The organism is Rufibacter sp. XAAS-G3-1 (assembly GCF_013623775.1).
Classification (GTDB): domain Bacteria; phylum Bacteroidota; class Bacteroidia; order Cytophagales; family Hymenobacteraceae; genus Nibribacter.
Window position 1 is genome coordinate 37,566 of the sequence record NZ_JABFAM010000006.1, and the last position, 24,739, is coordinate 62,304.

The 24,739-nt window shown below is 49.1% G+C and carries 21 protein-coding genes; 11 read left to right on the forward strand and 10 right to left on the reverse strand.

The annotated features are described in order from the left end of the window. Positions 1 to 611: 611 nt before the first annotated feature. Positions 612 to 1,172 (reverse strand): HdeD family acid-resistance protein, encoded by a 561-nt coding sequence (locus HHO50_RS06965; RefSeq protein ID WP_181305296.1) that lies wholly within the window; start codon positions 1,170 to 1,172, stop codon positions 612 to 614. 168 nt (positions 1,173 to 1,340) lie between these two features. Next, positions 1,341 to 2,432, reverse strand: a complete 1,092-nt coding sequence (locus HHO50_RS06970; RefSeq protein WP_181305297.1) for an AI-2E family transporter — start codon at positions 2,430 to 2,432, stop codon at positions 1,341 to 1,343. A gap of 690 nt (positions 2,433 to 3,122) precedes the next feature. On the opposite strand from HHO50_RS06970, the gene HHO50_RS21235 reads away from it, so the two are divergent. Next, positions 3,123 to 3,251 (forward strand): hypothetical protein, encoded by a 129-nt coding sequence (locus HHO50_RS21235; RefSeq protein ID WP_255478638.1) that lies wholly within the window; start codon positions 3,123 to 3,125, stop codon positions 3,249 to 3,251. A gap of 105 nt (positions 3,252 to 3,356) precedes the next feature. Further along, the gene (locus HHO50_RS06975) at positions 3,357 to 3,980 is read left to right on the forward strand and encodes an FKBP-type peptidyl-prolyl cis-trans isomerase (protein WP_181305298.1); all 624 of its coding nucleotides are present in this window, start codon (positions 3,357 to 3,359) and stop codon (positions 3,978 to 3,980) included. Positions 3,981 to 4,516: 536 nt separating this feature from the next. Here HHO50_RS06975 and HHO50_RS06980 read toward each other — a convergent pair. Continuing rightward, positions 4,517 to 4,936 carry a hypothetical protein gene (locus HHO50_RS06980; RefSeq protein WP_181305299.1) on the reverse strand — a complete coding sequence of 140 codons (420 nt, stop codon included), beginning with the start codon at positions 4,934 to 4,936 and terminating at the stop codon, positions 4,517 to 4,519. Positions 4,937 to 5,302: 366 nt separating this feature from the next. On the opposite strand from HHO50_RS06980, the gene HHO50_RS06985 reads away from it, so the two are divergent. Further along, on the forward strand, positions 5,303 to 7,252 hold the full coding sequence (locus tag HHO50_RS06985) for a KUP/HAK/KT family potassium transporter (RefSeq protein ID WP_181305300.1): 1,950 nt from the start codon (positions 5,303 to 5,305) through the stop codon (positions 7,250 to 7,252). 669 nt (positions 7,253 to 7,921) lie between these two features. Here the strand turns inward: HHO50_RS06985 and HHO50_RS06990 are convergent. Next, positions 7,922 to 9,724 (reverse strand): M61 family metallopeptidase, encoded by a 1,803-nt coding sequence (locus HHO50_RS06990; protein WP_255478639.1) that lies wholly within the window; start codon positions 9,722 to 9,724, stop codon positions 7,922 to 7,924. 125 nt (positions 9,725 to 9,849) lie between these two features. Here HHO50_RS06990 and HHO50_RS06995 point away from each other — a divergent pair, with 125 nt between their 5' ends. Further along, positions 9,850 to 10,455 carry a C40 family peptidase gene (locus tag HHO50_RS06995; protein WP_181305301.1) on the forward strand — a complete coding sequence of 202 codons (606 nt, stop codon included), beginning with the start codon at positions 9,850 to 9,852 and terminating at the stop codon, positions 10,453 to 10,455. 775 nt (positions 10,456 to 11,230) lie between these two features. Here HHO50_RS06995 and HHO50_RS07000 read toward each other — a convergent pair. After that, on the reverse strand, positions 11,231 to 11,608 hold the full coding sequence (locus tag HHO50_RS07000; RefSeq protein ID WP_181305302.1) for a hypothetical protein: 378 nt from the start codon (positions 11,606 to 11,608) through the stop codon (positions 11,231 to 11,233). A 118-nt stretch (positions 11,609 to 11,726) separates the two neighbouring features. Here HHO50_RS07000 and HHO50_RS07005 point away from each other — a divergent pair, with 118 nt between their 5' ends. Beyond that, positions 11,727 to 12,155, forward strand: coding sequence for a DUF2147 domain-containing protein (locus tag HHO50_RS07005; RefSeq protein ID WP_181305303.1), 429 nt, complete (start codon positions 11,727 to 11,729; stop codon positions 12,153 to 12,155). A 474-nt stretch (positions 12,156 to 12,629) separates the two neighbouring features. Here HHO50_RS07005 and HHO50_RS07010 read toward each other — a convergent pair whose 3' ends face one another. The 3 genes from HHO50_RS07010 to HHO50_RS07020 form a co-directional block, all read right to left on the reverse strand. After that, positions 12,630 to 13,100, reverse strand: coding sequence for a hypothetical protein (locus HHO50_RS07010; RefSeq protein ID WP_181305304.1), 471 nt, complete (start codon positions 13,098 to 13,100; stop codon positions 12,630 to 12,632). A gap of 227 nt (positions 13,101 to 13,327) precedes the next feature. After that, entirely contained in the window at positions 13,328 to 15,310 is a 1,983-nt protein-coding gene (locus HHO50_RS07015) for a M1 family aminopeptidase (RefSeq protein ID WP_181305305.1), read from the reverse strand. Between the two features lie 381 nt (positions 15,311 to 15,691). Then, the gene (locus HHO50_RS07020; RefSeq protein ID WP_181305306.1) at positions 15,692 to 16,753 is read right to left on the reverse strand and encodes a T9SS type A sorting domain-containing protein; all 1,062 of its coding nucleotides are present in this window, start codon (positions 16,751 to 16,753) and stop codon (positions 15,692 to 15,694) included. A 147-nt stretch (positions 16,754 to 16,900) separates the two neighbouring features. Between HHO50_RS07020 and HHO50_RS07025 the strand changes: the two genes are divergently transcribed. From HHO50_RS07025 to coaD, 3 genes are all read left to right on the forward strand, one after another. Next, complete coding sequence (locus HHO50_RS07025) at positions 16,901 to 19,072, forward strand: sensor histidine kinase KdpD (protein ID WP_181305307.1); 2,172 nt, start codon at positions 16,901 to 16,903, stop codon at positions 19,070 to 19,072. A gap of 29 nt (positions 19,073 to 19,101) precedes the next feature. Then, positions 19,102 to 19,839: a response regulator transcription factor gene (locus HHO50_RS07030; RefSeq protein ID WP_181305308.1), complete on the forward strand. Its 738-nt coding sequence runs from the start codon at positions 19,102 to 19,104 to the stop codon at positions 19,837 to 19,839. 433 nt (positions 19,840 to 20,272) lie between these two features. Further along, a complete protein-coding gene (gene coaD, locus HHO50_RS07035; RefSeq protein ID WP_181305309.1) occupies positions 20,273 to 20,752 on the forward strand; it encodes a pantetheine-phosphate adenylyltransferase in 480 nt (159 codons plus the stop codon). Here coaD and HHO50_RS07040 read toward each other — a convergent pair. Then, positions 20,715 to 21,446: an NUDIX hydrolase gene (locus HHO50_RS07040; protein ID WP_255478640.1), complete on the reverse strand. Its 732-nt coding sequence runs from the start codon at positions 21,444 to 21,446 to the stop codon at positions 20,715 to 20,717. The genes coaD and HHO50_RS07040 overlap by 38 nt on opposite strands. A 56-nt stretch (positions 21,447 to 21,502) precedes the next feature. Between HHO50_RS07040 and pyrE the strand changes: the two genes are divergently transcribed. Both pyrE and HHO50_RS07050 read left to right on the forward strand, forming a co-directional pair. Beyond that, positions 21,503 to 22,141, forward strand: a complete 639-nt coding sequence (gene pyrE, locus HHO50_RS07045; protein ID WP_181305310.1) for an orotate phosphoribosyltransferase — start codon at positions 21,503 to 21,505, stop codon at positions 22,139 to 22,141. A 432-nt stretch (positions 22,142 to 22,573) separates the two neighbouring features. Continuing rightward, the gene (locus HHO50_RS07050; RefSeq protein ID WP_181305311.1) at positions 22,574 to 23,071 is read left to right on the forward strand and encodes a metallophosphoesterase; all 498 of its coding nucleotides are present in this window, start codon (positions 22,574 to 22,576) and stop codon (positions 23,069 to 23,071) included. A gap of 101 nt (positions 23,072 to 23,172) precedes the next feature. On the opposite strand, the gene HHO50_RS07055 is transcribed toward HHO50_RS07050, so the two are convergent. Further along, a complete protein-coding gene (locus HHO50_RS07055; RefSeq protein ID WP_181305312.1) occupies positions 23,173 to 23,352 on the reverse strand; it encodes a hypothetical protein in 180 nt (59 codons plus the stop codon). A 76-nt stretch (positions 23,353 to 23,428) separates the two neighbouring features. Here HHO50_RS07055 and ltaE point away from each other — a divergent pair, with 76 nt between their 5' ends. Then, positions 23,429 to 24,457, forward strand: a complete 1,029-nt coding sequence (gene ltaE, locus HHO50_RS07060) for a low-specificity L-threonine aldolase (protein WP_181305313.1) — start codon at positions 23,429 to 23,431, stop codon at positions 24,455 to 24,457. Positions 24,458 to 24,739 lie beyond the last annotated feature (282 nt).

Genomic DNA, 24,739 nt, shown 5'->3' on the forward strand with positions numbered 1-24,739 from the left:
TTTGCCCGATCCCATCTTTTTGGAAGGATACTGCGGTAATTTATGGCACCCCAAGTAACCGTTAACTTTAAGACTGTTTTCAGGAAAACGCCTAAGGCAGGGGCAATCTCTTGTGGTTGCCCTTTCTGTGGTGGATTCAATAACGCAAAAAGGCGACCACCAGGGATTACCCCTGCCTTAACTCTAACCTTCGCAGGAGAAAGAGACCTCACCTCCCCAGCCCCTCTCCCGCGGAGAGGGGAGCCCGGCAGACGCGTTTCGGGGCTGTTTTGCGAAAAACGGGCCGTAAACGGTTCTAAACCTGTGAGGTCTTGGAGACCTCACAGGTTTAGAACCGTTTTAGGGAAAACAGCCCCGAAACGGCATTGGCTCAGACACTCGTAGGAGCTGCGCACACTAAGAGGCCTTAGGAGCGGGCGGCATCGCGGAGGCAGGCTTTGGAAAGTACTGGCACGAGACTGAAAGGTTTAAGGGGCGTCATTTGTTTTAAACTGTTATGAAACAGTAAGTAGCCAGATAGGTAAAAACCTTTAGGCGGCCTACTTTACAGGTAATGTGTAAAACCGGAGCCAACTTAGGTTCTGCCATCGTAACTTAGGGCGTCACTAGTCCTACTGGCGTAGTTTTTTCAGCCTAAACGAAAAATACACCTGAAAAATACCCACCATGATAAAGGCGAAGCCGGTATAGAACACAATAGTCATCCCGGCAAATACTGGGTTCCAAAGCATTATAAAGGCGAATATAATCCCGATAATACCCACTGCCAGCAAATTCACCCAGTCTATCACTTTTTGTTTTCTCATTTCCAGCGCCCACCCTACGGCCATCATCGACCTAAACAAAATACCAAAGCCGATATAGAAAGGCAGCATAACCATAGACATACCCGGCGTTGCAATAAGCAGAACCCCCAGAACTAAATCTATAATCCCGCCCGTGAGTGACCAGCCCCAATTATCCAATTCTTTCCGGTTGGCAATAGCAGATATTATCTCAATAATTCCGGTCACTAAAAAGGTGAAAGCAAACAGAAGGGCTAACGTAATGTAAGAAGCCACCGGCGTTCTGAAAACCCAAATACCCATCATAATAAAAACTATACCCAGCAGCAAAGGCAGATACCAATACTTAACGCGATTTTTCATGGTGTTATTTACTTGGTTTTCCATGGTATTGAATTTTATGGTAGATTAAAAAATGTTTTCCTTTTAATGAAACTAATACTTCGCTTAACGCCTCCTACTTTGCGAGACAATGGCAAAAGATTGATTTCTTTTTATATTTCATGAATGGTTCCTAATTCCTGATTAGTTTAAGAAACATCCTACTTAAGGACATTAATTTGGGGATTTAGGGTGTAATAACTTATTGGGTAATTTCCTATTGGGCTTTTCGTCGCTAAAGAGAATGGCCCATTGTTTGAACTGATCTGTATGGTCAAATATGATTTTTAGCATGGCAATGCAAGGAAGCGAAAGAAACATGCCTGCCACCCCGGTCAATGCGCCCCCAATAAATACCCCCACCAGACTGGCCAAGGCATTTATCTGTATCTTGGAGCCTACGATGCCCGGCATAAGAATGTAGTTATCCAGCATCTGGACTACCGTAATAGCGATAAGCACGGTAAAGATGGGCCCCAACTCTGGGGAAGAACTTAGGGTGAGTAAAACGCCGACGAGATTGGCAAACAGAGCGCCTACATAGGGAATTAAATTAAATATTGCGAAAACAACCCCTATAAGCATGGCGTGCTCTATCCCTAGGAGCATTAATGCGCCGCCTAACAAAACAGTTAGATAAGTTATTTGGATAAGCAGGCCTACTATATAATTGTTAAGAACTGATTTTATTTGCTGGATGGTGTCTTGCACTTGCGGATGCGCGGCGGGCTTGAACCAAGAGTACAAAAACCTGCTTAGAATATCTTTGTAAAACAAGATAAAGAAAGTGTAAATAAGCAGTAACCCAAAGAAAACGAAGACCGAACCTACTGAACCTGCCGCCCCGCCAATAAAACCCCAGGCAGAATCAACCAATGATTCAATCTGTTCATCAATGAACGCTGTTTGCTCAGTGATGGAGATGGAAGTTAGCCGGGTAAACCAGGCGCTAAGGGCATGAAGATGATTGGTGATGTTTGATTTTATCTGCGGAAAGTTATCCGTCAAAGGTGCTATCTGCGAAGCGATAAAAAAGACAACTACAGAGATAATTATAATCATCAGCAAAATAGAGAGGAAAATGGCCAGAACCTCTGGAAATTTATTTCGCCTTAAAAACGTATAGACCGGCAGTAATACAATGCTTATCACAAGGGCCATTAACAGGGGCATGATAATTCCCTGCCCCTGCACTATCACCAAGGCCAGCACTACAAGCCCCACTAACTCAATGGATCGTCTTACAGTTAAAGGAAGCTTGTTCATGCACGTATTTCATTAACCATCTTAGGTTGATTATCAAACTATGCTTTAGATACGCTGGTTAATTGGAAAGGAATACTTAAATGATAATTAAACCGAAATATTATGGCCATTACCGCATTTCACCGTTTCTGATACATTCTATCTGGTAAAGTGCTTAGCAGTTGCTCACTTTTTAGGTTAGCGGGAAGGCGCTGGTTGATTCAACAGACACTTCTAACGTGCCGTTTTGGGCTTTTCATTTTCGCTCTTACCTTCACCCATCAGCTTCCCTGAAAACAGGACGAAAAAGAACGGCAGGTGAACACATGAAGCATACATCCGGCCTGAAACAACCCCTTCCCGCTACACCGTAGATGCTTAGAGTTCGTTTGAATTTTCTTTTGTGCCGCAAACCATGGGCAAACAGGAGAGGGAAACCGGGCACTCTTCCCTCCTTCATTTTCACGGAACGGTGCGTTGCCCAAGCCTATCCCAACCGTTCACCAAACCCGGAAATAGTACAGAAAGCACCAGAACAGAGGCTTGCAGAGACCCGTAGCCAAGCACATAGCCTATCTACTTTCTATGTGTTTAAGCCGTTCATTTAAAGGAAAATGCAGACTTAACAGAAGCATAATAGTAAGGTTACGCACAAGTAAAACAGATGGCATAATTTTACGTTTAAAATAGGAACCCAATAAGATAAACGCCATGAAAACTATCACAACAATCTCCTCCGTTTTAGTAATTGGAGTCCTCGGCTTTCTGGCAACATCGTGGTTATCTCCCGGAAATATCTCCCTGGATCTTTCTGATGAGGATATCCATCTGTACCTGTAAGATTTTCGGTTAAGACACTTGGGAACCCCGCTTTGGCGGGGTTTTGTGTTCTGGTACCATCCAAATCGCACAAAAGCCGTATGTTTACCATACAAAAGATATGCTATGGAATTAAAAGACCTTTCACAAAAGATCAGTTACATCATTGGCCGTGACATGGCCGCCAATTTCGCCAAGCAAGGCATTGAGGTAGAACCGGAAGCGTTGCTATTCGGCTTAAAAGACGCGATGGGCGGCTCCCCTTCCAAGCTGGACGAAAATGAAGTGCAGCAGGCCATGATGCAGTTACAGATGCAAATGCAAGAGAAGCAAACGGCCTCCGCAGGTGCCTCTGGTGAGCAGAACCGAGCAGAAGGAGAAGCTTTCCTGAATGCCAACAAAGAAAAGGAAGGCGTTCATGCGTTGCCCAGCGGCCTGCAGTACCAAGTACTGGAAAGCGGCTCTGGTAAAACCCCTACCAGAAACTCAAACGTAACTACCCATTACCACGGCACCCTCCTTGACGGAACAGTGTTTGACTCTTCTTATGAGCGCGGCGAGCCAGCTTCTTTCCCGGTAAACGGCGTTATTGCCGGCTGGACGGAAGCCCTGCAACTCATGAAAGAGGGCGACAAATGGCGTCTGTTCATTCCTGGCAATCTGGCCTACGGCTCTCGCGGCGCCGGCGGTGACATAGGGCCTAACGCCACCTTGATATTTGATGTAGAGCTAATCACGGTAAACAACTAAGCCAAGGCGTTTCAATAAAAAAGGAGAACGGGTTCATGCCCGTTCTCCTTTTTTATTGTCCTAAGCATTAGAGAACACCCGGTTTTACACTACTATTGGTTCCTTTCGGCACTTTAGTATTTGCCTGGAACTGGCTTCTTTAGGGAGATTGGCAGGTGCACGCAATATGCTGTTCCCTTGGCTTGTCCGTTTATTGCGTGGGTGCAAGTGCTGTATTTTTCATCTCTGGCGGTATGCGCTCGGGGAAGACTGAAACTGGGAAAAGAAGCAGAAGTCACGGAAGTAAATCCGCGCCATAAAGAAGAAGGTGTATTCCCCTCCTCTGGGGAGTTTGGGGTGGGTTTTACGCTTCACCGTCTCCTTCTAAAGCCATAACATAAATTTAATCCCATGAACCAAGACGCCCTGCTTTGAGCCTGTTTTCTGAAAAACAGGGCTAAAACAGCTTTTCAGCTCCTTCTTCAAGGATATTGACAACGTAGGGCAAAGAATATCATCCCGCTATTGGCGTACTCATCAACAAAAGAAAGGGAAATTTAGAGCGGAGTGGTTGGCTCATTCTCTAGCCAATCTATAGCTTCGTCTATTTGCGTGAAATAATTGATGGTGATAGGTAAATTGACTTTGCACACTCTGTTCAAGGAATACTCATGGATCAGCTCTTCATACTTCTTCTCAGACATCACCAGAGCCAGCTGTAAACCTTTAGGAACCAATAAGCTAGAATCACTTTGCAAGATATTCAACTCCCACTCTTCGGCTTCCGCCGATAAACTCCCTCTGTTAGAAGTATTTATAAAGCACTTTTGTATATTATTTGCTTTGATTAAGTGAAACAACTCATGAATTCCCTGCTGACAATCTGCTAATCCTACATCCCTTTTCCAGAGTAGCATCGCTACTCCTTTAGAAACATCTAACCAAACCTTATATTTATCGGTTTCATCCAGACTCATATAATAAAATGAACGGGTTTATAATTTTAGATTGATTAAAAATGATATTGTACCAATTTATCTATCTAATGTATAAACATTAAATAGATATACCAAATAAATTTTACGAATAAAGCCCCGCAAGAATTGAAATAGGTAAAACCAATATTCAAATTCTACCATCAAAGTTTAATTGCCCCTAGAGCTGGTTCATCACTTAAGCAGTAGAAATTATGGTCTTACCTCTGTTTATATTGCGATCTACCTGTTACTTTTGCCCGCTTTCTTCCAGTTTAGGAGCCATCAGATTTTAGAAAGGGAGAACAATAAAGCTGCCTTAAAGTTTAAGGAAAGAACCAAGGGGAAGAATCTCTTACAAAAACCAGAATGAATAATACTAGCCACTCATCACAACGCGTTACGGGTGCCGGTTTGCTTATTGCCTTAGGTATTATTTACGGCGACATAGGTACTTCTCCGCTGTACGTGATGAAAGCCATCATTGGCTCTACCCCTATCAATGCCACGTTGGTGTACGGCGGCATCTCTTGCGTGGTGTGGACTTTGACGCTGCAAACCACCATCAAATACGTGATGCTCACGCTGCAGGCAGACAACAAGGGCGAAGGCGGAATTTTCTCTTTGTATGCGTTGGTCAGGCGGAATGCCAAATGGCTGACCATACCGGCGATTATAGGGGGAAGCGCACTATTGGCTGATGGGATCATCACCCCGCCTATCTCTGTCTCCTCGGCCGTGGAAGGCCTCCTGATCCTTAATCCTGATATTCCAACGGTACCCATTGTGATTGGCATTCTCGTGCTTCTGTTCCTGCTGCAGAGTTTCGGGACGCAGATTGTGGGGAAAGCCTTTGGGCCGGTCATGTTGGTCTGGTTCAGCATGCTGGCCATCTTGGGCATTGTTTCCGTAATCGCGCACCCCGAGGTGCTGAAATCCCTGAACCCATACTACGCCTATGATTTACTGGTCAATTATCCGGGTGGTTTCTGGTTGTTGGGGGCGGTTTTCCTGTGCACTACCGGGGCCGAGGCCCTGTACTCAGATCTGGGCCACTGCGGCAAAGGCAATATCCGGATTAGCTGGGTTTTTGTGAAAACGTGCCTTTTACTCAACTACTTTGGCCAGGGTGCCTGGCTTATGCAGTACCAGGGAAGGCAACTGGTTTCGCTTGGCACCACCAATCCGTTCTATGGGATCATGCCCCCATGGTTCCTGCTCTTCGGGATTATCATTGCCACCATTGCCGCCGTCATTGCCAGCCAGGCGCTTATTACGGGTTCTTTTACCTTGATCGGCGAAGCCATCCGGCTCAACATGTGGCCCAAGGTGCGGCTCATTTACCCCACCAACGTGAAAGGCCAGCTCTATGTGCCCAGCATTAACCTGTTGCTTTTGCTGGGTTGTGTGGGGGTAGTCCTGTATTTCAGGGAATCGGCTAATATGGAGGCCGCCTATGGTCTGGCCATTACCGTCACCATGTTAATGACCACTACCCTTCTAAGCTACTATCTCATTAAGAAACGGGTAGGAAAACTATGGGTCACGCTCTTTTTACTTGTTTACCTCACCATAGAAGGATCATTCCTGATTGCCAACCTCATCAAGTTCCCGCACGGCGGATGGGTGTCGCTTTTGATTGGGTTCCTGCTGATTTCGGTGATGTACATCTGGCTGAAAGCCTTCTACATTAAACGCCGATTAACCGAGAATGTGAAACTAACGGAATACGTTTCTGCCCTGCGGGAACTGAGTGAGGATGAGACTATTCCCAAGTACGCCACCCACCTAGTGTTCATGACCAGTGCTGAGCGCCCCACTGATATTGAGTCCAAGATCATCTACTCCATCTTCCAGAAAAGACCCAAACGGGCCGATATCTACTGGTTTATTCACGTGAACACCGTAGATGAGCCTTATACCATGGAGTATAAGGTGAAAGTGCTGGCCAGCCAGGATGTAGTGCGCATTGACTTTAACCTTGGTTTCAGGGTGGAGCAGCGCATTAACCTGTTCTTCCGGAAAGTGGTGGAAGATCTGGTGAAAAACAAAGAGGTGGATATTACCAGCCGCTACAGTTCCCTGAACAAGCAAAACCTGATCGGGGATTTCCGATTTGTGGTGCTGGAGAAGTTCCTGAGCTACGAGAACGACCTTCCCTTCTGGGAAAACACCATCATGCAGTCGTACTTCAACATCAAGCAATTCACCACCTCAGAAGGGAAATGGTTTGGCTTGGATACCAGTTCTGTGAAAGTAGAGAAGGTGCCTTTGATTATTAAACCCGCCCGTGAGGTGGAACTGAAGCGCATTCAATAAACGGTTGGTAGCCACTACTGCTATTGGTTCTTTTTTGCGCTGTGGCATCTGCCTGGAATTGGCTTTTTTAGGGAGATTGGCAGGTGCATGGAATACGGTGTTCCCTTGGCTTGAACGTCTTAGTTCGTGATATTGGCAGGTGCACGCCATACGGTGTTCCCTTGGATTGTCTGTTATTTGCGTGGGTGCAGGTGCTGTATTGTTTCATCTCTGGCGGTATGCGCTCACGGCCGCGGGGCCCCGTCTTCCCCTCTCGCACTGCCCTTTCGGCCTGAACTGTCTGTCTCTCTTAGTAGATGCTTGTCTATGGCCAAAAGCGAGGCGCGCTCGGGGAAGACTGGAACTGGGGAATGTAGCAATAGAGATGATGATAGAACCATAGAGACCAGGCAGTGCCTTGCCTCTTACACGCATTCCTATCCCCTGCAAAGGCGTATTCCCCTCCTCTGGGGGTGTTGGGGTGGGTTCTGCTCTCCAACATCTCCTTCTAAGCCGCATCAATCAATCAATCAATCAATCAATCAATCAATCAATCAATCAATCAATCAATCAATCAATCAATCAATTATTAAGAAAACAGCCCCCAAACAGAAAGGCCGACAGTGGGCGGTCTTTCTGTTTGGGGGCTTGGCGTTTTAGGCCTGTTTTTAAGAAATAAGCCGTAAAACGCTATTTAGCGCTCGCCCATCTCTGGTAGCTTTTCCTTTGGACATCTGTGGGGGAAGGGGTCATCTCTGCGCGGTATCTAAGCGTCTGGTTTTTCAACAAGGTTACCGGTAAAATCATCAATTGGCCGCTACGGTTAATAACCAACTCTATCACGTCCCCTACCGCATAGGCCGGTATGGATTTATTGATATCGTCAGAGACCCGGTAACCGTTCATGCCAATGATCTCGTCGTTGACGTTGAGGCCAGATTGCCAGGCGCTGCCGTTACGGGTAACGATGGTGACCACAGGCTTACCGGTAGCGGTAGAGATGGCGGCTCCCAATAAAGGTTCGTTGGTGTTTTTGTTTACGTCAGTGAGGGTGATGCCCACGGCGCTTAGGTAAGCGTTGTAATCTGGGGTTTCTACGTCGTACACGTACCGTCTGAAGAAGTCATCCATGGAGTGGCCCGTGAACTTCTCTATGCCCTGCTGGAATTCTTTATCGGTGAAGCCTCTTTTCTTTTTCTTGTAGTATTCGTCATAGAGGGATTTCATGGCATCGTCCAGGCTTTTGGTGCCATTGGTGGCTTTCAGGACTTCCATGTCCAGGAGCATGCCCAGGATTGCCCCTTTGCTGTAGTAAGAGAGGTGCGTGTTGTAGGAGTTCTCATCGGGCCGGTATTGTTTGATCCAGGCATCAAAGCTGGACTGGGCGGCAGAGACCACCTTGTTGCCGGGGGTATTCTCCACGCTGGTGATGTTGCTGGCAATCCTGTCTAGGTGTTCGCGCTCAGAAGTGAAGCCTGCCCGTTTCATCAGCACATCGGCGTAATAGGAAGTGAATCCTTCAGACACCCACAGCATTCTGGAATAGTTTTCCTGGTTGTAGTCAAATGGCCCAAGGGCGATGGGGCGCAGGCGCTTCACGTTCCAGAGGTGGAAGTACTCGTGCGCTACCAGGTTCAGGAAACCTTCGTAGCCCCGCTCGGTGCCGTAGGTGGTGCGGGTGGCGTGTAAAGTGGTAGAGTTCAGGTGCTCCAGACCGCCGCCGCCGCTTTGCAGGTTATGGACAATGAACAGGTAATAGTTGACCGGCAACTCGCCAAACACCTTCGCGGCTTCTTCGGTCACCTTTTTCATATCGGCGGTGAGGCGTTGGGCGTCATAGTTGGCATCGCCGTACATGGCTACCTCGTGCTTCACCCCATTGCTCTCAAAGGAGAGGATTTCGTGGTTCCCAATTTCAAAGGGCGAATCGGCCAGGACATCGTAGTTCTGGGCCCGGTACGTGAACGGCTGCCCCGCTACTGCCGGCAGGCCGGTAGATACTTTGCTCCAGCTTTTGAAAGGCACCACGGTTACCGTGGAAGGCAGGTCTTTGTGGCCTTCGGGGTACATGAACACGCTGGTGCCGTTCAGGTAGCCGTGGCTGGCGTCAATAAAGCTGGTGCGCACACTTAATTCAAAGGCGTACACTTTGTATTTCACGGTTACGTCCTTGCCGCCGGTGGCTATGCGCCAGGTATTCTTGTCTATTTTACCGGAGGAAACCCTGGTATTCCCCACGAAGGCTTCAAACGCTTCCACGTTCTTGGGAAACTCCCTGATGAGGTAAGACCCCGGGGCCCACACGGGCAGGGTAAGGTCCAGGTTTTTGCCGTTAAAGTCTTCCAGCCGCATCTCTACCTCAAAGTAGTGGGTCTGCGGTTCTGGCATAGACAGGCGGTACGAGATTTTAGGTGCTGCGAAAGCAGCCGAAGAGAAAGCCACTGCCATCAGCAGAAGCACTCCCGCTGCCCAGGAATGGATTTTTTTTTGCATAAGGTTGGGTGGGTAGTTTGGAATTAAGTTGCATAATACGGCTAAAAAGCCGCTAAAACAAGGCAAGATCCCTTTCAGGCAACCGTAGGCTGTGGTAAATACGTATGCAGTACAAAGGAAGTAATATGAAAAAAGTATGGATCTTGTTTGGAGTACTTCTTTCTGGGCTGATATTCTATAAGGTTTTTTGGGCATCAGATAATTCCACCGGCTCGGTGGCAAAGCGTACCAGTTTGGACGGAGGCGACTCCTTCTTCCATACTGATTCTACGGTGGCCAAACCCGTCCCGAACGGAGATGCCGGTGCTCCTGCCCTGGGGGTTCTGGAGGGTGATTATGCCAGCAAAGCCGACAGCTTAGTGGCCTTTGCATTGCAACGGTACGGCGTGGACTATACCTATGGCGGCGTGACAGACGAAGGGTTTGACTGCTCAGGCTTCATTACGTACGTGTTCAATCATTTTGGGATAGAAGTGCCCCACGGCTCTTCTTTACAGGCGAAGGTAGGGGAAAGCGTACCGGTGCAGCAGGCGAAAAAAGGAGACCTCGTCATCTTCACGGGAACCGAGGTGAAAGACCGTACGCCGGGGCACGTGGGCATTGTCATCACCAATCCGCCCAAAGCCGTGCAATTTGTTCATTCCTCTTCCAACGGCGGCGTAAAGGTGAGCGAATTGGAAGGCACTTTGTACCAAGACCGCTTCCTGGACATCAGGCGAATTATACCTTAGCCGTGTTTTAAGGGTGTTTTGCAGAAAGTAGGCCTGAAACGGTTTTTTTAGGGTTTCTTCAATTGTAGATAGCTTGGTAACCCACACTCGCCAGAGGCGAGCGAGTAATTCCAGGACTTTGACCGGTACCTGCGTTTAACGCCTACTTTCAGAAAAACAGCCTCAAAACAGAAGCCCACCAACAGAGACAGCAGCCGTCGCTTGCGCAGACCCGGAATGTACTGCCCTCAACAGCTCTATTCTGAAGTAAACAAAAACCACTTACCTCAGAATTTTTCCTATTCCCTTCTCTTTCTGGTTGCGTCTTGACTGCTTCCTGTATTATTCCAGGCCGGGGCGGTTAGGTGGAAAGATTAAAAAATCCATTAAATCCAAAACCTAACACCCTGTAAGCCAGTATACAATCTTCCAGGTTAAAGACTATTGGGCAAAAAAATACCCGGCCACTGCAGTAGCCGGGTACGGAATCCTTTGAAATGGTATCAAGCGACACGAAAGAGAACTGCCCCTCAGTCGCATGGGCTACCTCATGCCGGATTCGCCAGTAGACAAAGTCTAGTTAGCAAGCTTCAACACGGTTAACGGTTGACACATGAGCTAGGCTTAATACATTTTTACTGGGATTAGACACTTTTACCTCCTTTCTTTAAGTCCGACATAAACCCATCCGCTGCGCCAAATAATTTATGGTCTTGCCAGAGAGGCCCGGAGCACTCGCTTCCGTTTTATAAAGATAAAAGACGAAAAGATAGTTCAAAAGGTTTGCCGAAAAAATTCATGATTTTTCTCTCGCCTCAGATTCTGGATTTTTGAAGAATACCCATAACCAGGCCAGGGCTAGCAGGAATTCCCCCACCGCGTCTAACAGGTAGATATCCAGAATCACGTCATTCAGGGCGTAGCGCACATCTACGGCTCCCAGACCTACGGCACTAAAGAACCCCAGTAATTGGGCGCTTTTCTCCTCTCTGGGTTGGAAGGCCGCTACCAGGAGTGTCGCCCCTATCACTAGCACCAGAATACCCACCGCCACCACCAACCACACTTCGTTTTTAGGGCCGGTCACGGCCAGAAAACTGGGCATGTGCCATAACGGCCAGATACCGGTTAGCGCGTAGTAAATTCCTTGCAGGATCAGGAGCCATTTTCGCATTTCCTTTCTGTTTTAGGTCTGTTTTAACCCTTTCTACGAGAAACTTTCACGAAGGCGTTTTTTTGGATAGTAAATTGCTTATATTTAGTAAACCAATAACTTTCAAATAACCACCCGTATGAAAAAACTCTTCTTGTTAGCCCTTTTCCTCTGCTTGACCACCCTTGGTTGGGCGCAGAAAAAATCTCCTACTGGTGTCTGGACCAACGAAGAGAAAGATGCCCGGTTTGAAATCTACCAGTGCGGCGATAAACTCTGTGGCAAAATTACTTGGCTGAAAGAACCCAACAGAGATGGCAAACCGAAAGTAGACCAATTCAACCCAGACCCTAAACTACAGAAACGCCCTATCATGGGGTTGGTTTTCCTGAAGAACTTTGCCCCCGTGGAAGAAAACAAATGGGACAACGGTACTATCTATGATCCTAAATCTGGCAAGACGTATTCTTCTTACATGAAAGTGCTGGGCAATGATAAGCTGGAGGTGAAAGGCTACATTGGTATTTCTTTGATTGGCCGCTCCCAGACTTGGACTAGGGTACAATAACATACAGTTCTTCGGTTTAGCTTCTGCCTGGAATTGGCTTCTTTGGAGAAGATGCACGGAATATGCTGTTCCCTTGGCTTTGCAGCTTAGCGTGGATATTGGCAGGTGCATGGAATATGCTGTTCCCTTGGCTTGTCTGCTTTTCTCATGGGTGCAAGTGCAGCTCTTTGCATAGTTTCCGCTAAGCGCTCGGGGAAGACTGGAACTGGGGAATGCGTGAGAGACCAGGCACTGCCTTGTCTCTCACGCATTCCCTTCTCCTGCAAAGGCGTATTCCCCTCCTTGGAGGGGTTGGGGTGGATATTACCGTGCACCAATCATTCAGTGGTGGTATAAGGTACAATTAATGAGAAACGCATCGTCCCTGAGAGCAGAGCGGGAACCTTGGTAAGGGTTCCGCTCTGCTCTCAGGGACGATGCGTTTTCCGGGGGATGGATGAAAGGCCGCTCTGAAATTTAAACGCTTGCAAATGGTTAGTAAAGATCTACGATGGTGATCTTCTTGTCTCTGAAGGTAAAGGACTCGCCTTTGGTTTTACCGGCCATGGCCTGGAAAACGGGCGAAGCCGCTGAGATGGCAAAGTATTTCTCCCCGTCAATGTTGATCTCCCCCAGACTTACCGAGATAAAATAGTTCTGGGCATCTGTCCGCACAATAGAGCCCAAAGAAACATCATCGTTCACTTTGTTGCGCACAATCCGTTTCAGGATGCTCAGTTTCCCCATGGCTTCATCCAACTGTTTGGCAAACATATCACGCTGGATATGGCACGCCTCCCGGAAGGATTCAAACTTGTCTTCCATTGCCCCCTGGCTTTCATTGGCACTGGATTGCGCTTCTTCCATCGCTTGGCGGGCATGGTCTACGAAGTCTGTCTGTTGGCGCAGACACTCGTCTAACAATCTATGTTTTATATCTAGGTCAAGGGTAGTTTCAGTAGTCATAGACATAGTTTTAGGTGGTACAATTATACGTTTCTACTTATCAAACATGGGAAAACAACCTGTCTGCCAAAAATGCTTTCTACCTAATAGAAAGGCTGTTTTATGGGTAGTTTTAGGAAAATAGCCCGTAAACAGCAAAGAGGTTGTTTAGAAGGACTTGCAAAGCTTTAAACTGATAAATTTAACTTTTGTTGGCAGAAAACAATGAAAAAAGAAGAATAATATCATTATAGCTTCAAAACACGAAGCTGCGTGTAGGTTTCTCCTCGTTTTAGCCTCAGAAAATAAGTGCCCGCCCCCAGGTGAGCAACGGAAAAAGTAAGGCCAGAGGGCACAAACGTTCTGATGTGCCGACCCAACACGTCATAGATGGCAATTTGATCGGGTAACCCACTCATGCCTTTCAGGTTCACTTCGCCCAAGGTTGGATTGGGGTAGGCTAGTACCACCTCAGCACCCGAAGGAATGACCGAGGCATCTTTTGTGAGAGTGTTGACAGACTCTAACAGCCATTGGTCTGGATCTACTTCAATGCTCAAAACCTCGCCAGCTACGGTGAACCGATAATCTTCTACATTCTGGTCTTGCTGCACCAGCACAAGCGTGTCTTTCACCGAGGTTCTGATCCTGTATTCCACTTCTGTTTTAAAGAAGGGAGTGGCTTGGCTGGAGGAAGACTGTCTGCTTCTGAGGTACACCTGATTCCCTTGCTGCGCCCAGGCAATATCGAAAACGGGGAAGCCCTCGCCGTATACCCATTGGTCAAAGAAATACTGGAGCGAGCGCCCGCTCACGCGTTCCACCACCCGCTGGAAATCTCTGGTACCAGCCACCTGGTAGCGGTATTGTTGCCGGTATGCCTGCAGGGCCTGAAAAAACAGCGCATCGTTCTGTAAGGTGTGCCGCAGCATGTGCAACACCAAAGCCCCTTTTCGGTAAGACAGGGCAGAACTGAAGATGCGAGATACGTTGGTGCTGTCCTTCACAAACACAGATCCCTGCGGTTGGCTCAGAGCGCCCTGGTTGGCGCGGTTCAGCCAGTCCATCCGTTCGGTGGGCAGCAGTCGTTCAATGGCCAACAGTTCGCTGTAAGAGGCAAACCCTTCGTTGAGCCAGATATGGCTCCAGTCTGCGCAGGTAACCTCGTCGCCCCACCATTGGTGGGCCAGTTCATGGGCGGTTAGGGTGAATTCAAACGTAGACTGGGTGGTCATGGTTTGGTGCTCCATGCCGCCGCCAATGGGAGCCATGCTGTGCCCGTACTTCTCCTGGTGGAACGGGTAAATGCCGTATAATTCTGAAAACAGCTGCAAAAACTGCCCTGTGCGGTCGAGTTCGGTCTTGAAAGTAGAGAGCGTCTGCGGATAGATATAATTCTGCACCAACACCGGCTTAGAGGCTCCCGGAATAGCTGCCTGGTAAGAATATTCCTCATACGGCCCCAAGGCCACCGAGATAAGGTAATAGGCAATGGGGTAATTTGATTTCCACTCATACCGGTGTTTCTGATGGGGCAAGGGCGTCACCCGCTGCAGAAGCCCGTTGGAACCCACTTTATTGGCGACATCAGTAGTTACCCACACTTCCACCGAATCTGCCTTGTCTTCCAACAGTTGCTTGCACGGAAACCACTCTGAGGCGGCAAATGGCTCACTTAAACTCCAGGCATACTGTCCCCACGGAGTAGTGGCCGTATTATACCCGTTCCCAATGGCCGCACTGGCTCCCGACGGGGCTCTTCCGGCGTAAAACACCTGTAGCTGGAACTTGTCTTGCCTGGCTTTGGCAACCGGAAGCACCGCTATGACTTCGCTGCCCGTCCGGCGGATGGTACAAGGGGTTCCGTCTAACAGTACCTGCTGGATGGTGAAGTTGGGGTGCAGTTCAAAGGCGAATTCGGCTAAGTTGTTTGCCAGCGCCGAGGCGTACAGCATCACATTGCCGCTAATGTCCAGAGAATTTCGCTCCAGCGCCAGATCCAGTTTATACCAATGCAGGTCATACTGCCGCATGCGTTCTCTATGGGGCAGAGACGTGATACCATCGGCTAGTAACAAGGGGCTGGTGCTTAGTCTGGCAGCGGCACAGGAATGCTCTTCTTTACCTTGAGCCAAGCTGTAATCCAAGCCGCCTATCACCCACACAACCAGGATATGTAAGACCGCTTTTAGGGGATATAGATTGGAGATGCTTGGTACACGTATTTTCATAGCACAGATATACGATTTGGCCCGAAAGAAAAGTAGTGTTGGAACGCGAAAAAGGCCTGAGAATTATTTCCAGGCCCTTCCCTTATCGTTGAACCTGTTCAGTAAAGCAAAAGAGAGGGGCATTGGTAAGACCACCATGCATCTTACAAGTCAGAAATGCAGTAGGGAAATGATTTTCATCTGCGGGACAGGGAGGATTGCAATAGAAAAGACGCAAAGTATTGCGTCTCTACGTGCATAATAATCAAACAGCAATTTCCTTTTCGGCGTCTTTTTCTAAAAACAGCCTGAAAACGGAACAGCCGTAAAAAGCGAATGCCCCCTCCTTACGGGAGCGGGGCATTCCACAACACACGTTGAACCTGTTTAGTAAAGCAAACGTCACTGCACCACCACTTTGCCCGATTGGATTGATTTCCCGACCTGAACCTGCACCAAGTACATGCCCCGGCCATATGTATTCAGATTCAGGTTTTTGGTGAATTGCCCCTGCACCGTGCCCAGGTCTTCCTGGTACACCGTCTTTCCCTGGCTGTCTACAACCCTAATTTCCGCTTTGGCCTTCTTTTCAGAAAAGAAGGCTAGATTCACCTCTCCGTTGGTGGGGTTAGGCGAAAACCGCAGATCTAGCGGGGCGGTGGCTTCCTTCTTTTTGCTTTTCTTCTTGGTGTTCAGCGTCTCTGCCTGTGCAGGCCCCTTGGTGGCTTTCAGAACAAGGACTTGGCTCTGGTCTGCGCTCCTTAACCTGATGACGTTGTAGTCGCCGGTTTCCAGGACTTCGGGTGCCCTGCCTTTCCGTAGTCTGGTTACTTTCACTTCGCCGGTGGTACTGTCTTTCGCCACGCGTATGGTTTCCTGCATGGAAAAAGTATCTGCCGAGAGTTGCAAAGCGCTGTCTACCCTGAAGAACCGCTGGTGCTTTGCCAGCGAATCCAGCTTGATGGTTCCGTGGATCATTCCCCTATTTCCATAGATATGAATGGTACGGGCTTTCATTCCCCTTACGGAGTCACCGAGCGGGTGAGCCCTGATAACGGACACGCCTTTGACAGAGGTGAAAGCCGTATCTGACGCCGCTCTATTGAAAACCATCACCTTCAATGAATCAAGACTCTGGGAAGGCAAATACCCAATTGCCTCCAGCCCCTTCGCCGCAGATAACTCCAAAGGCTTGATAGCCCTGGCTCCCAGGCTTTTCAAGGATTCGCCGTTGGCCTGCAGCTTCTTGGCGGCCTCTTCAAACGTCATTCCGTGGGCAAGGGTAAGGGTGGTATCCAGCACATAGAAGGTAGCTCCTTCCTGCTTCAGTATCTTCACTTTCGCTTGTCTGGCCGGGGCCGCCTTGGTGCTCTCTTTTGTCTGGGCCTGAGCCGGTGCAAAAGAAGCTCCTCCCAGCAGCAGAAAAGAGAGCAGGCTCAGTACTAAATATTGTTTCTTTCTCATGATCATTGTAATTTGGGAAAGGGTATATGTTTGATACCTACAATATTACCGGGTATCTTTTGAGAAAGAGGTTAAGGTCAGGTTAAAGTCTGTTAAACAAAAGTTAAAGTGAAGTTTGGCCTCAATTAAGCCTTTATCTTTGTAGAGATGAAAAAGAAAACGCTGCTTTTGGTGATTGTCCTCATGACTATTTCCCTGGTAGGGCTGATAGGGTTCCAGGTCTACTGGATTCATCATGCGGTACAGATGGAAGAAGAGGTGTTTGACCGAAACGTGAATGATGCCCTGCATCAGGTAGCCCGCCGGTTAGAAACCCAGGAGGCCATGCATTTCCTCAAAGAGGAAGCCCCCCAGATCAGGGCTGCGGCTTTGTCGCCCGAAGTGCCAACCTTGCCAGCGCTTCCTCCGCCCGCCGAAGAGATTCCCCTTGTTTCTGCGGAACCTCAGCCAAAGCGCGCTCCAAAAGTTGTAGCGTACAAGGCCACGGCTTCTAACTCACGCGTTCCGCAGAATATAACGTTTTCACCCGCACCTGTACCCACATCACCCTCCCACCATGTTACCATATCTGGAAGTTCTGTGGTGATAAGCGATGGCAAAGCGGTTGCGTTTTCTTCAGGTACTGAAATAAAGGCCGGAACTCACCTAAGAGGCACCCGAACGGTAGCCCAGCCCAAAGAGCAGGTGGAAATCTTTGGGGGAGGCATCACAGATTCAGTTATTGTTTGGAAAGTGCTTGCCGCCCAAAAGCCTTCCCTTGACTCTATCATAAAAAGCCAACCCCTTGCTTTTCATAGGGCCAAAGCAGACCAGGAGGTGGTTTTCAGAATGAGCCATGATTCTGTTGCCCGGGCAAAACAAAACGAACTGCTTCGCCAGATCAAAGCCAAAAACATCCGCGAAGTGAGGGTGCACGGGAAAGCGGTAGACATAGTGGTAGATTCCATGCCCAGCAAAACCTGGAGGCAGGCCATCACGCTGGCAGTTGACTCACTGGGCAACACCATGACCCGGTATTTTCCCGCAGACAAAGGACTAGTGAAACCAGCCAAAGTAGTTTACACTGACAAAAGCTTCACTACCACCCTGCCTTCTTCAGCAACACTTTCCAAAAAGAAAGCCACTTCCACCCGCCCTGTAAAAAAACTGGTTCAGGAAAAAGATCCCCTCCAAAAGGCCCAAGCCAAAGCCCAGCACCTGAACAAAGTGATGCAGCAGATGGCCGTGGAGTACGTGCGGAAGGAAAAGCCGTTGGCCCAGCGGCTGCATGAACTGAAATTAGACGAACTACTCACCACCGAGTTAGCTAACCGCAACATCACCATCCCCTACAACTCCACGCTGCAAACCGCCGCCAGCCCCGGCGAACCTAGCATGGTACTGGCCTCTTCCAACAGCAGCATGCTCCCCACCCACCTGCGGGAAAACGAATACGCCGTCCGGCTTTTCCCCAATGACGTGATGACGGCCCCCGGCTTTCTGCTGCTGAACTTCCCAGACCGGAACCTCTATGTCTGGCAGAGTCTGCTCATTCCGTCGGCCATCTCCGTGCTGTTTACGCTTATCATTATTCTTACCTTCTCGTTCACGCTGTACACCATTTTGCGGCAGAAGAAAATCTCCGAGATCAAGAATGATTTCATCAACAACATGACGCACGAGTTCAAAACGCCCATTGCCACGATTTCTCTGGCGCTGGATGCCTTGGTGAACCCGAAAGTGCGGACAGACGAGGCGCGGGTAGACTATTACGCCCGCATTATCAAGGACGAGAACCGGCGCATGCACCAGCAGGTGGAAAAAGTACTGCAAACAGCCCAGATGGAACGCAAAACCTTACAACTGGCCTTTGAAGAGGTAGATGTGCACCAACTGGTCAGGAAGGCGGCCGAACCATTCCAACTCCACATTGAACAGCGCCAGGGAAGCCTGGATCTTAAGCTGGAAGCCCGCACGCCGTATGTCTGGGCAGATCCTGGGCACCTGGCCAACATGATCGGTAACTTGCTGGACAACGCGAACAAGTACTCCCCCACTGCGCCCAAGATCGTGATCCAAACCACCACCATTGCCAAAGGCATCCATATCTCGGTAGAAGACCAGGGCCGGGGAATGTCTAGGGAAGCGCAGAAAAAAGTGTTTGAGAAGTTCTACCGGGTGCCCACGGGCAACGTGCACAACGTGAAAGGGTTCGGCCTGGGCCTGAGTTACGTCAAAACCATGGCCGAAGCCCACGCCGGCAGCATCCACCTGCGCAGTGAACTAGGCAAAGGAAGCAAGTTTACCTTATGGCTTCCTTTGCAAAAACAGGTCAGTTAATCCAATCCCATTCTTAACGCATAACACCCATGATGGCAACCCCTGACACCCGCCTGCTTCTGGTAGAAGACGACCCCAACTTCGGGATGGTTCTCAAAGACTATCTGGAGCTGCACGACTACGCGGTGACCCTTTGTACCGATGGCATGCAGGGACTACATACGTTCCAGAGAGAAACGTTTGATGCCTGTATTCTGGACGTGATGATGCCCCTGAAGGATGGCTTCTCATTGGCCACGGACATCAAAAAAGCCGATCCTGCCATGCCCGTTATCTTTCTCACGGCCAAAGCCATGAAAGCCGACATGCTGGAAGGGTTCAGGATTGGGGCCGATGACTACATTACCAAACCCTTTGATTCTGAGATCCTGCTCTGCAAACTGAAGGCCATTCTGCAACGCAAAGTCCTGCCGGCAGCCGCCCAGAAAGCAACCGCCACAGAATACCAACTGGGTTCTTACCACTTCCACTTCAAAAACCGCCTTATCACCCGCGGAAGCGAAACCCAGAAACTCTCGCCCAAAGAAGCCGAGTTGCTCCTACTCCTGTGCCACTACCTAAATGACGTGCTGCCGCGCGAAGTGGCCCTCAGCAGAATCTGGAAGGACGATAACTATTTCACCGCCCGCAGCATGGACGTCTTCGTAACCAAACTCCGCAAATATTTGAAAGCCGATCCATCCGTGGAGATTATCAACGTGCACGGCAACGGCTTCCGCCTGGTAGCCCCGGTGAACGAAACCCAATTGGTTTCCCCTACTCTGTGAAACCTGCCGCTCTTGGCCTTCTATTTTAGCGTGTTTTATGCCTGTTTTTGCAAAAACAGGCATAAAACACGCTTTTTACATTTTGTTGGGGCCGGGGCAATGGGAAGAATGTAGGGGCACGTCCTTGTGGTTACCCCTGCAATATTGAAATCTGAGAAGATCCTAGAACAGAAATGAAAAACGTATCACTCGCCAGAGGCGAGCGAGTGACCAATCTTTAAAACGCGCAAGGGCAACTATAGGAGATTCCTCCTACAATAACCGCAAAATTCACATGCACCAACCTCATCGTTTCTGCCCTTATTTCTGAAAAACAGGCCTGAAACGCCAGGCACCGAAAACATTTAAGCAGCGGGCTGTACAGGAACAGAAATATTTTAAGCATCTTCACAGCCCTAAACCACCATAGGCTTTTACGTAAACAGATTCCTGCATGAAGCGCATTGCTATTTTCCCGGGCTCTTTTGATCCTTTCACCAACGGCCACTATGACGTGGTACAGCGCGGCTGTGCGTTGTTTGACCACATCATCATTGCCTTGGGGAACAACAGCAGCAAGAACCGCTATTTCCCGGTGCAGGACATGGTAGAAATTATTGAGGGAGTTTTTAAGGATAACCCGAAGGTGCGGGTACAGGCCTACAAAGGCCTCACGGCCGATTTCGCGAAGGAAGTGGATGCCCGGTTTCTGCTGCGCGGCTTACGCAACACCACCGATTTTGAGTATGAAAATACCATTGCGCAGGCAAACCGGCACGTAAACCCAGAGCTGGAGACGGTCTTTCTCATCACCTCCCCTTCCCTGGCGGCTATCAACTCCTCCATCATTAGGGAAATTCACCGGTTTGGCGGCAACGTGCAGGATTTTATTCCTTTCAGCCTTTCTTCATTGCCTGCAGATAATCCCGGATAACAAACTGGATAGAGGCATAAGACTCCGGCAGTACTTCCAGCACCTCGTCTGGGGTCATGAAACGCACTTCCTCAATGAATTCTTCAGCCTGCGGCTTCATGTAGGTATCATCCAGGCACTGCATGGTAAACCAACTGGTTTTCTTCAGAATCTTGTTGCCTTTGTAGGCGTACGAGTGCCAGGTGCTGGGTAATTCGCCGGTGATGGCTACTTTGATGTTGCACTCCTCCTCCACTTCGCGCAGCGCGCCCAGGGTGGTTTCCTCAGACTTCTTGATCTTTCCTTTGGGCAGATCCCACATGCCCATGCGGTAGATCATCAGGATTTTGCCGTCTTTGACCACCAAGCCCCCGGCCGCCTTAATGATCTTGAACTGATCTTTGAGGTGATCTATGAGCTTCTTCTTTTTGTCGGTGACCAGGGTGAGCGACTCCAGTTTCTTGAGTTTCTTCACTTCCATGAGCCGCACCAGACGGTCAATCAAAGCCGAGTCCACCTCGCGGATCAGCACATCGCCCACCAGATCTTTCGACGTAAACTGCTCGTCTTTATCCAGCACCAAATCATACTTGTGCTTAAAGATCTTTTCACTGCTTTTTTTAATAATCAGTGGGATGTCGTTGATAAAGACATTCATGAAGGTATCGCTTATGTAAGGCGCGTAAGTAGCTACAAAATAAGAAAGAATTTTCATAGGGCACAAGCCGGGCAGACAAGGAAAAGATTACGACTATTTGTGTAATTTCGCCCATGCCACACACAGAAACCGCCGCCCAGATTGCGGCTTACCTCCTGGAGACCCAAGCGGTGCGTCTCCGTCCCGAGCAACCCTTCCAATGGAGTTCCGGCTGGAACTCCCCCATTTACTGCGATAACCGCGTCACGCTCTCCTATCCGCATATTCGTTCTTTCATTAAAAATGCGCTGGCGCAGGCCATTCAAGCCCGTTTTCCAGACGTGCAAGCCATTGCCGGCGTGGCCACTGCCGGCATTGCGCAAGGCGCTTTGGTGGCAGACATTCTGGACTTGCCGTATTTATACGTACGTCCCGAGCCAAAAAGCCATGGAATGGGCAACCAAATTGAAGGAAAGTTAGAAAAAAACCAGCGGGTGGTACTGGTGGAAGACCTTATTTCTACCGGAGGCTCCTCTTTGAAAGCCGCCAAAGCCGTGCAAGGCGCCGGTGGCGAAGTCATTGGCATGGCCGCCATTTTCACCTACGGCTTCAGCCAGGCAGATACTAATTTTGCCGCCGCGGGCATCCCAACCCTCTGTCTCAGCCACTACAACGCCCTCCTGGAAACTGCCGCTTCCCAAGGCTACATCTCCCCGGAAGCCATCACCACCCTGGAGCACTGGCGCCAGTCCCCGGATACGTGGGGGAAATAACTATTGAATGAATGAGAGATTGCATGATTGAGAGATTGAAGCTGTTTGGAGCTTTCTGCCTGTTTTCAGAAAAACAACCTAAAAACAGAGGTACAAGAAGCGGATGTTTACGCCAGAGTATAAACAAACTTCTTGATTTTGGCCTGTTTTTGTAAAAGCAGCCTGAAAACGACAGCATAAGCGGACGCTTGCACCAAAGGAATTGCTTTAAATGCCGGTTTATGAAAACTCTAAACAGGTTCTTTGTTTTATTGAAAGACCCAATAAGTGAATTGGAAATAAGATGGTCTAGGCATATCACTCAGCAATCATAATCCTGATTTCAAAAAATAGGGCTTAAACACGTATTCACACGTATGAACATTTTGGAATACGTACCCCTTTAACCACTCATTCGCTCAATCATTCAATCTCTCAAACTCTCATTTTACCATGAAAATCGGCCTGCTTTCAGATACGCACAGTTACCTAGATGACCGCATTTTGGCGCTGCTGGACGGCTGTGAGGAGATTTGGCATGCGGGTGATTTTGGGACGGCAGCGGTGTCTGAGCGTTTGGCTCAGGTAGCGCCGGTGAGAGGCGTGTACGGAAACATAGATGCCGGAGACGTGCGCGCCCTGCATCCCAAGAACCTGCGGTTCAGCTGCGAAGGGCTGGACGTACTCATGACCCATATTGGCGGGTACCCCGGCAAGTATGCGCCCGAGGTACGCGCCCTCATCAAAGAGAACCCTCCCGGTCTCTTCATCTGCGGGCACTCGCATATTTTAAAAGTGATGCATGACGCCAAGCACGGCAATTTACTCCACCTGAATCCCGGCGCGGCCGGAAAGCATGGCTTTCACCAGATGCGCACCATGCTGCGCTTTGAGGTGCTGGAAGGCAAAGTGCAGAAGCTGCAAGCCATAGAACTAGGGAAAAGGGCATAAAAAAAGTGTAACCGGTAAAGGTTACACTTTCAACTATTGTGTAGTGAGAGTAATCGCGTACAGTTTGCCGAAAGGCAGTAGGCGAACGAAAAAACGCAGAATTACTCAGCGGTTGCCACTTCCGCAGGAGCGGCTGGCGCAGTAGTGAAGCGAGCCTTCAACTCTTCAACATCTACGTTCTTAATTACCGGAGTAGACAACAATTGCTTGATGATGCGCACTTTGTTGTTCTGTCTTGCTTTATTCTTACGATCTTTTCTTTTTAATCTAGTAACTGCCATCGGTCAATATTTAAAATTGAATCGCAAAAGTAAGGTATTACTTTTACATTCTCAATAAATCAGCTTAAAAAAACCCATGAATTCTTTTATAGATCTGCGCAGCGATACCGTTACCAAACCTTCTGCGGGCATGCTGGAGGCCATGTTTCAGGCCCAGGTTGGGGACGATGTTTACAGCGAAGACCCCACCGTGAATGAATTACAGGCTTACGGGGCCAGCCTGTTTGGCATGGAAGCGGGCCTCTTCTGCCCTTCCGGCACCATGACCAACCAGATCGCCATCAAAATGCACACGCAGCCGCTCTCTGAGGTAGTCTGCGACCGTACCAGCCACATCTACGTCTATGAAGTAGGCGGAATCGCGTTTAACTCGGCGGCATCGGTGCAGTTGATTGACGGGGTGCGCGGCAAGATTTCCCCGGCGCAGGTAGAAGCCTCTATTAACCCAGACAACATCCACTTTGCGGTAACCAGCCTGGTTTCACTGGAAAACACCTGTAACAAGGGCGGCGGGGCTTATTATACGCTTTCGGAGATTGCAGCCATTTCTGAAGTTTGCCGAAGAAACAAGATTGCCCTGCACTTAGACGGAGCGCGGGTATTCAATGCCCTGGTTGCCTCCGGCGATGATGCCCGCGAGTACGGCCGCTACTTTGATACCATCTCGGTGTGTCTTTCCAAAGGATTGGGGGCGCCGGTGGGTTCTCTGCTGCTTGGCCCTAAACCGCTTATTGAACAAGCCAAACGGGTGCGCAAGGTATTAGGCGGCGGCTGGCGTCAGGCTGGTTTCTTGGCGGCGGCCGGGCTTTACGCGCTCCAGAACAACATCCAACGCCTACAGCTAGACCATGACCGCGCCACCCAGATTGGAAATGCGCTCCGCGCAGCAACGTATGTGACCGAAGTGATGCCGGTAGACACCAACATTGTTATCTTCACCCTGGCCCCCGAGGTGAACATGAACGGCTTTCTGGATTATCTAACAGCAAAAGGAATTCAGGCGTCGTCCTTCGGGCCGCAGAAGATCCGGTTTGTCACGCACCTTGATTTGAGTGATGAAATGATTGCGGCCATTCTTACGGCCATCGCAGATTTCAAGGCATAAACTACCTTTTGTCATATCTTCGTTTCGGGGCTATTTTCTTGAAAACAGTCCCGAAACGAGTTATACTTCAATACAGCTCCTTCTAAAAAATGGATAATCCTTTGAAGGAAATGATCTCTCCCGCCGCTTGGACGCGCGTGGGCTACCTTCGGCGTCTGCCGCTTTGCTTACATTTTAGTAGCGGAATAAATCAAAGGATGCATTCTTTCATCCTAGAGGATAGTATGGCCGTACTGAAAAGGCTGTGAATAAACGTTATTGCCGTTTGCTACCAAGATCCTT

Bases quoted from the DNA above. Each gene is read 5' to 3' on its own strand.
- HHO50_RS06965 (WP_181305296.1), bottom strand. From the start codon at position 1,172: ATGGAAAACCAAGTAAATAACACCATGAAAAATCGCGTTAAGTATTGG.
- HHO50_RS06970 (WP_181305297.1), bottom strand. From the start codon at position 2,432: ATGAACAAGCTTCCTTTAACTGTAAGACGATCCATTGAGTTAGTGGGG.
- HHO50_RS21235 (WP_255478638.1), top strand. From the start codon at position 3,123: ATGAAAACTATCACAACAATCTCCTCCGTTTTAGTAATTGGAGTCCTC.
- HHO50_RS06975 (WP_181305298.1), top strand. From the start codon at position 3,357: ATGGAATTAAAAGACCTTTCACAAAAGATCAGTTACATCATTGGCCGT.
- HHO50_RS06980 (WP_181305299.1), bottom strand. From the start codon at position 4,936: ATGAGTCTGGATGAAACCGATAAATATAAGGTTTGGTTAGATGTTTCT.
- HHO50_RS06985 (WP_181305300.1), top strand. From the start codon at position 5,303: ATGAATAATACTAGCCACTCATCACAACGCGTTACGGGTGCCGGTTTG.
- HHO50_RS06990 (WP_255478639.1), bottom strand. From the start codon at position 9,724: ATGCAAAAAAAAATCCATTCCTGGGCAGCGGGAGTGCTTCTGCTGATG.
- HHO50_RS06995 (WP_181305301.1), top strand. From the start codon at position 9,850: ATGAAAAAAGTATGGATCTTGTTTGGAGTACTTCTTTCTGGGCTGATA.
- HHO50_RS07000 (WP_181305302.1), bottom strand. From the start codon at position 11,608: ATGCGAAAATGGCTCCTGATCCTGCAAGGAATTTACTACGCGCTAACC.
- HHO50_RS07005 (WP_181305303.1), top strand. From the start codon at position 11,727: ATGAAAAAACTCTTCTTGTTAGCCCTTTTCCTCTGCTTGACCACCCTT.
- HHO50_RS07010 (WP_181305304.1), bottom strand. From the start codon at position 13,100: ATGACTACTGAAACTACCCTTGACCTAGATATAAAACATAGATTGTTA.
- HHO50_RS07015 (WP_181305305.1), bottom strand. From the start codon at position 15,310: ATGAAAATACGTGTACCAAGCATCTCCAATCTATATCCCCTAAAAGCG.
- HHO50_RS07020 (WP_181305306.1), bottom strand. From the start codon at position 16,753: ATGAGAAAGAAACAATATTTAGTACTGAGCCTGCTCTCTTTTCTGCTG.
- HHO50_RS07025 (WP_181305307.1), top strand. From the start codon at position 16,901: ATGAAAAAGAAAACGCTGCTTTTGGTGATTGTCCTCATGACTATTTCC.
- HHO50_RS07030 (WP_181305308.1), top strand. From the start codon at position 19,102: ATGATGGCAACCCCTGACACCCGCCTGCTTCTGGTAGAAGACGACCCC.
- coaD (WP_181305309.1), top strand. From the start codon at position 20,273: ATGAAGCGCATTGCTATTTTCCCGGGCTCTTTTGATCCTTTCACCAAC.
- HHO50_RS07040 (WP_255478640.1), bottom strand. From the start codon at position 21,446: ATGAAAATTCTTTCTTATTTTGTAGCTACTTACGCGCCTTACATAAGC.
- pyrE (WP_181305310.1), top strand. From the start codon at position 21,503: ATGCCACACACAGAAACCGCCGCCCAGATTGCGGCTTACCTCCTGGAG.
- HHO50_RS07050 (WP_181305311.1), top strand. From the start codon at position 22,574: ATGAAAATCGGCCTGCTTTCAGATACGCACAGTTACCTAGATGACCGC.
- HHO50_RS07055 (WP_181305312.1), bottom strand. From the start codon at position 23,352: ATGGCAGTTACTAGATTAAAAAGAAAAGATCGTAAGAATAAAGCAAGA.
- ltaE (WP_181305313.1), top strand. From the start codon at position 23,429: ATGAATTCTTTTATAGATCTGCGCAGCGATACCGTTACCAAACCTTCT.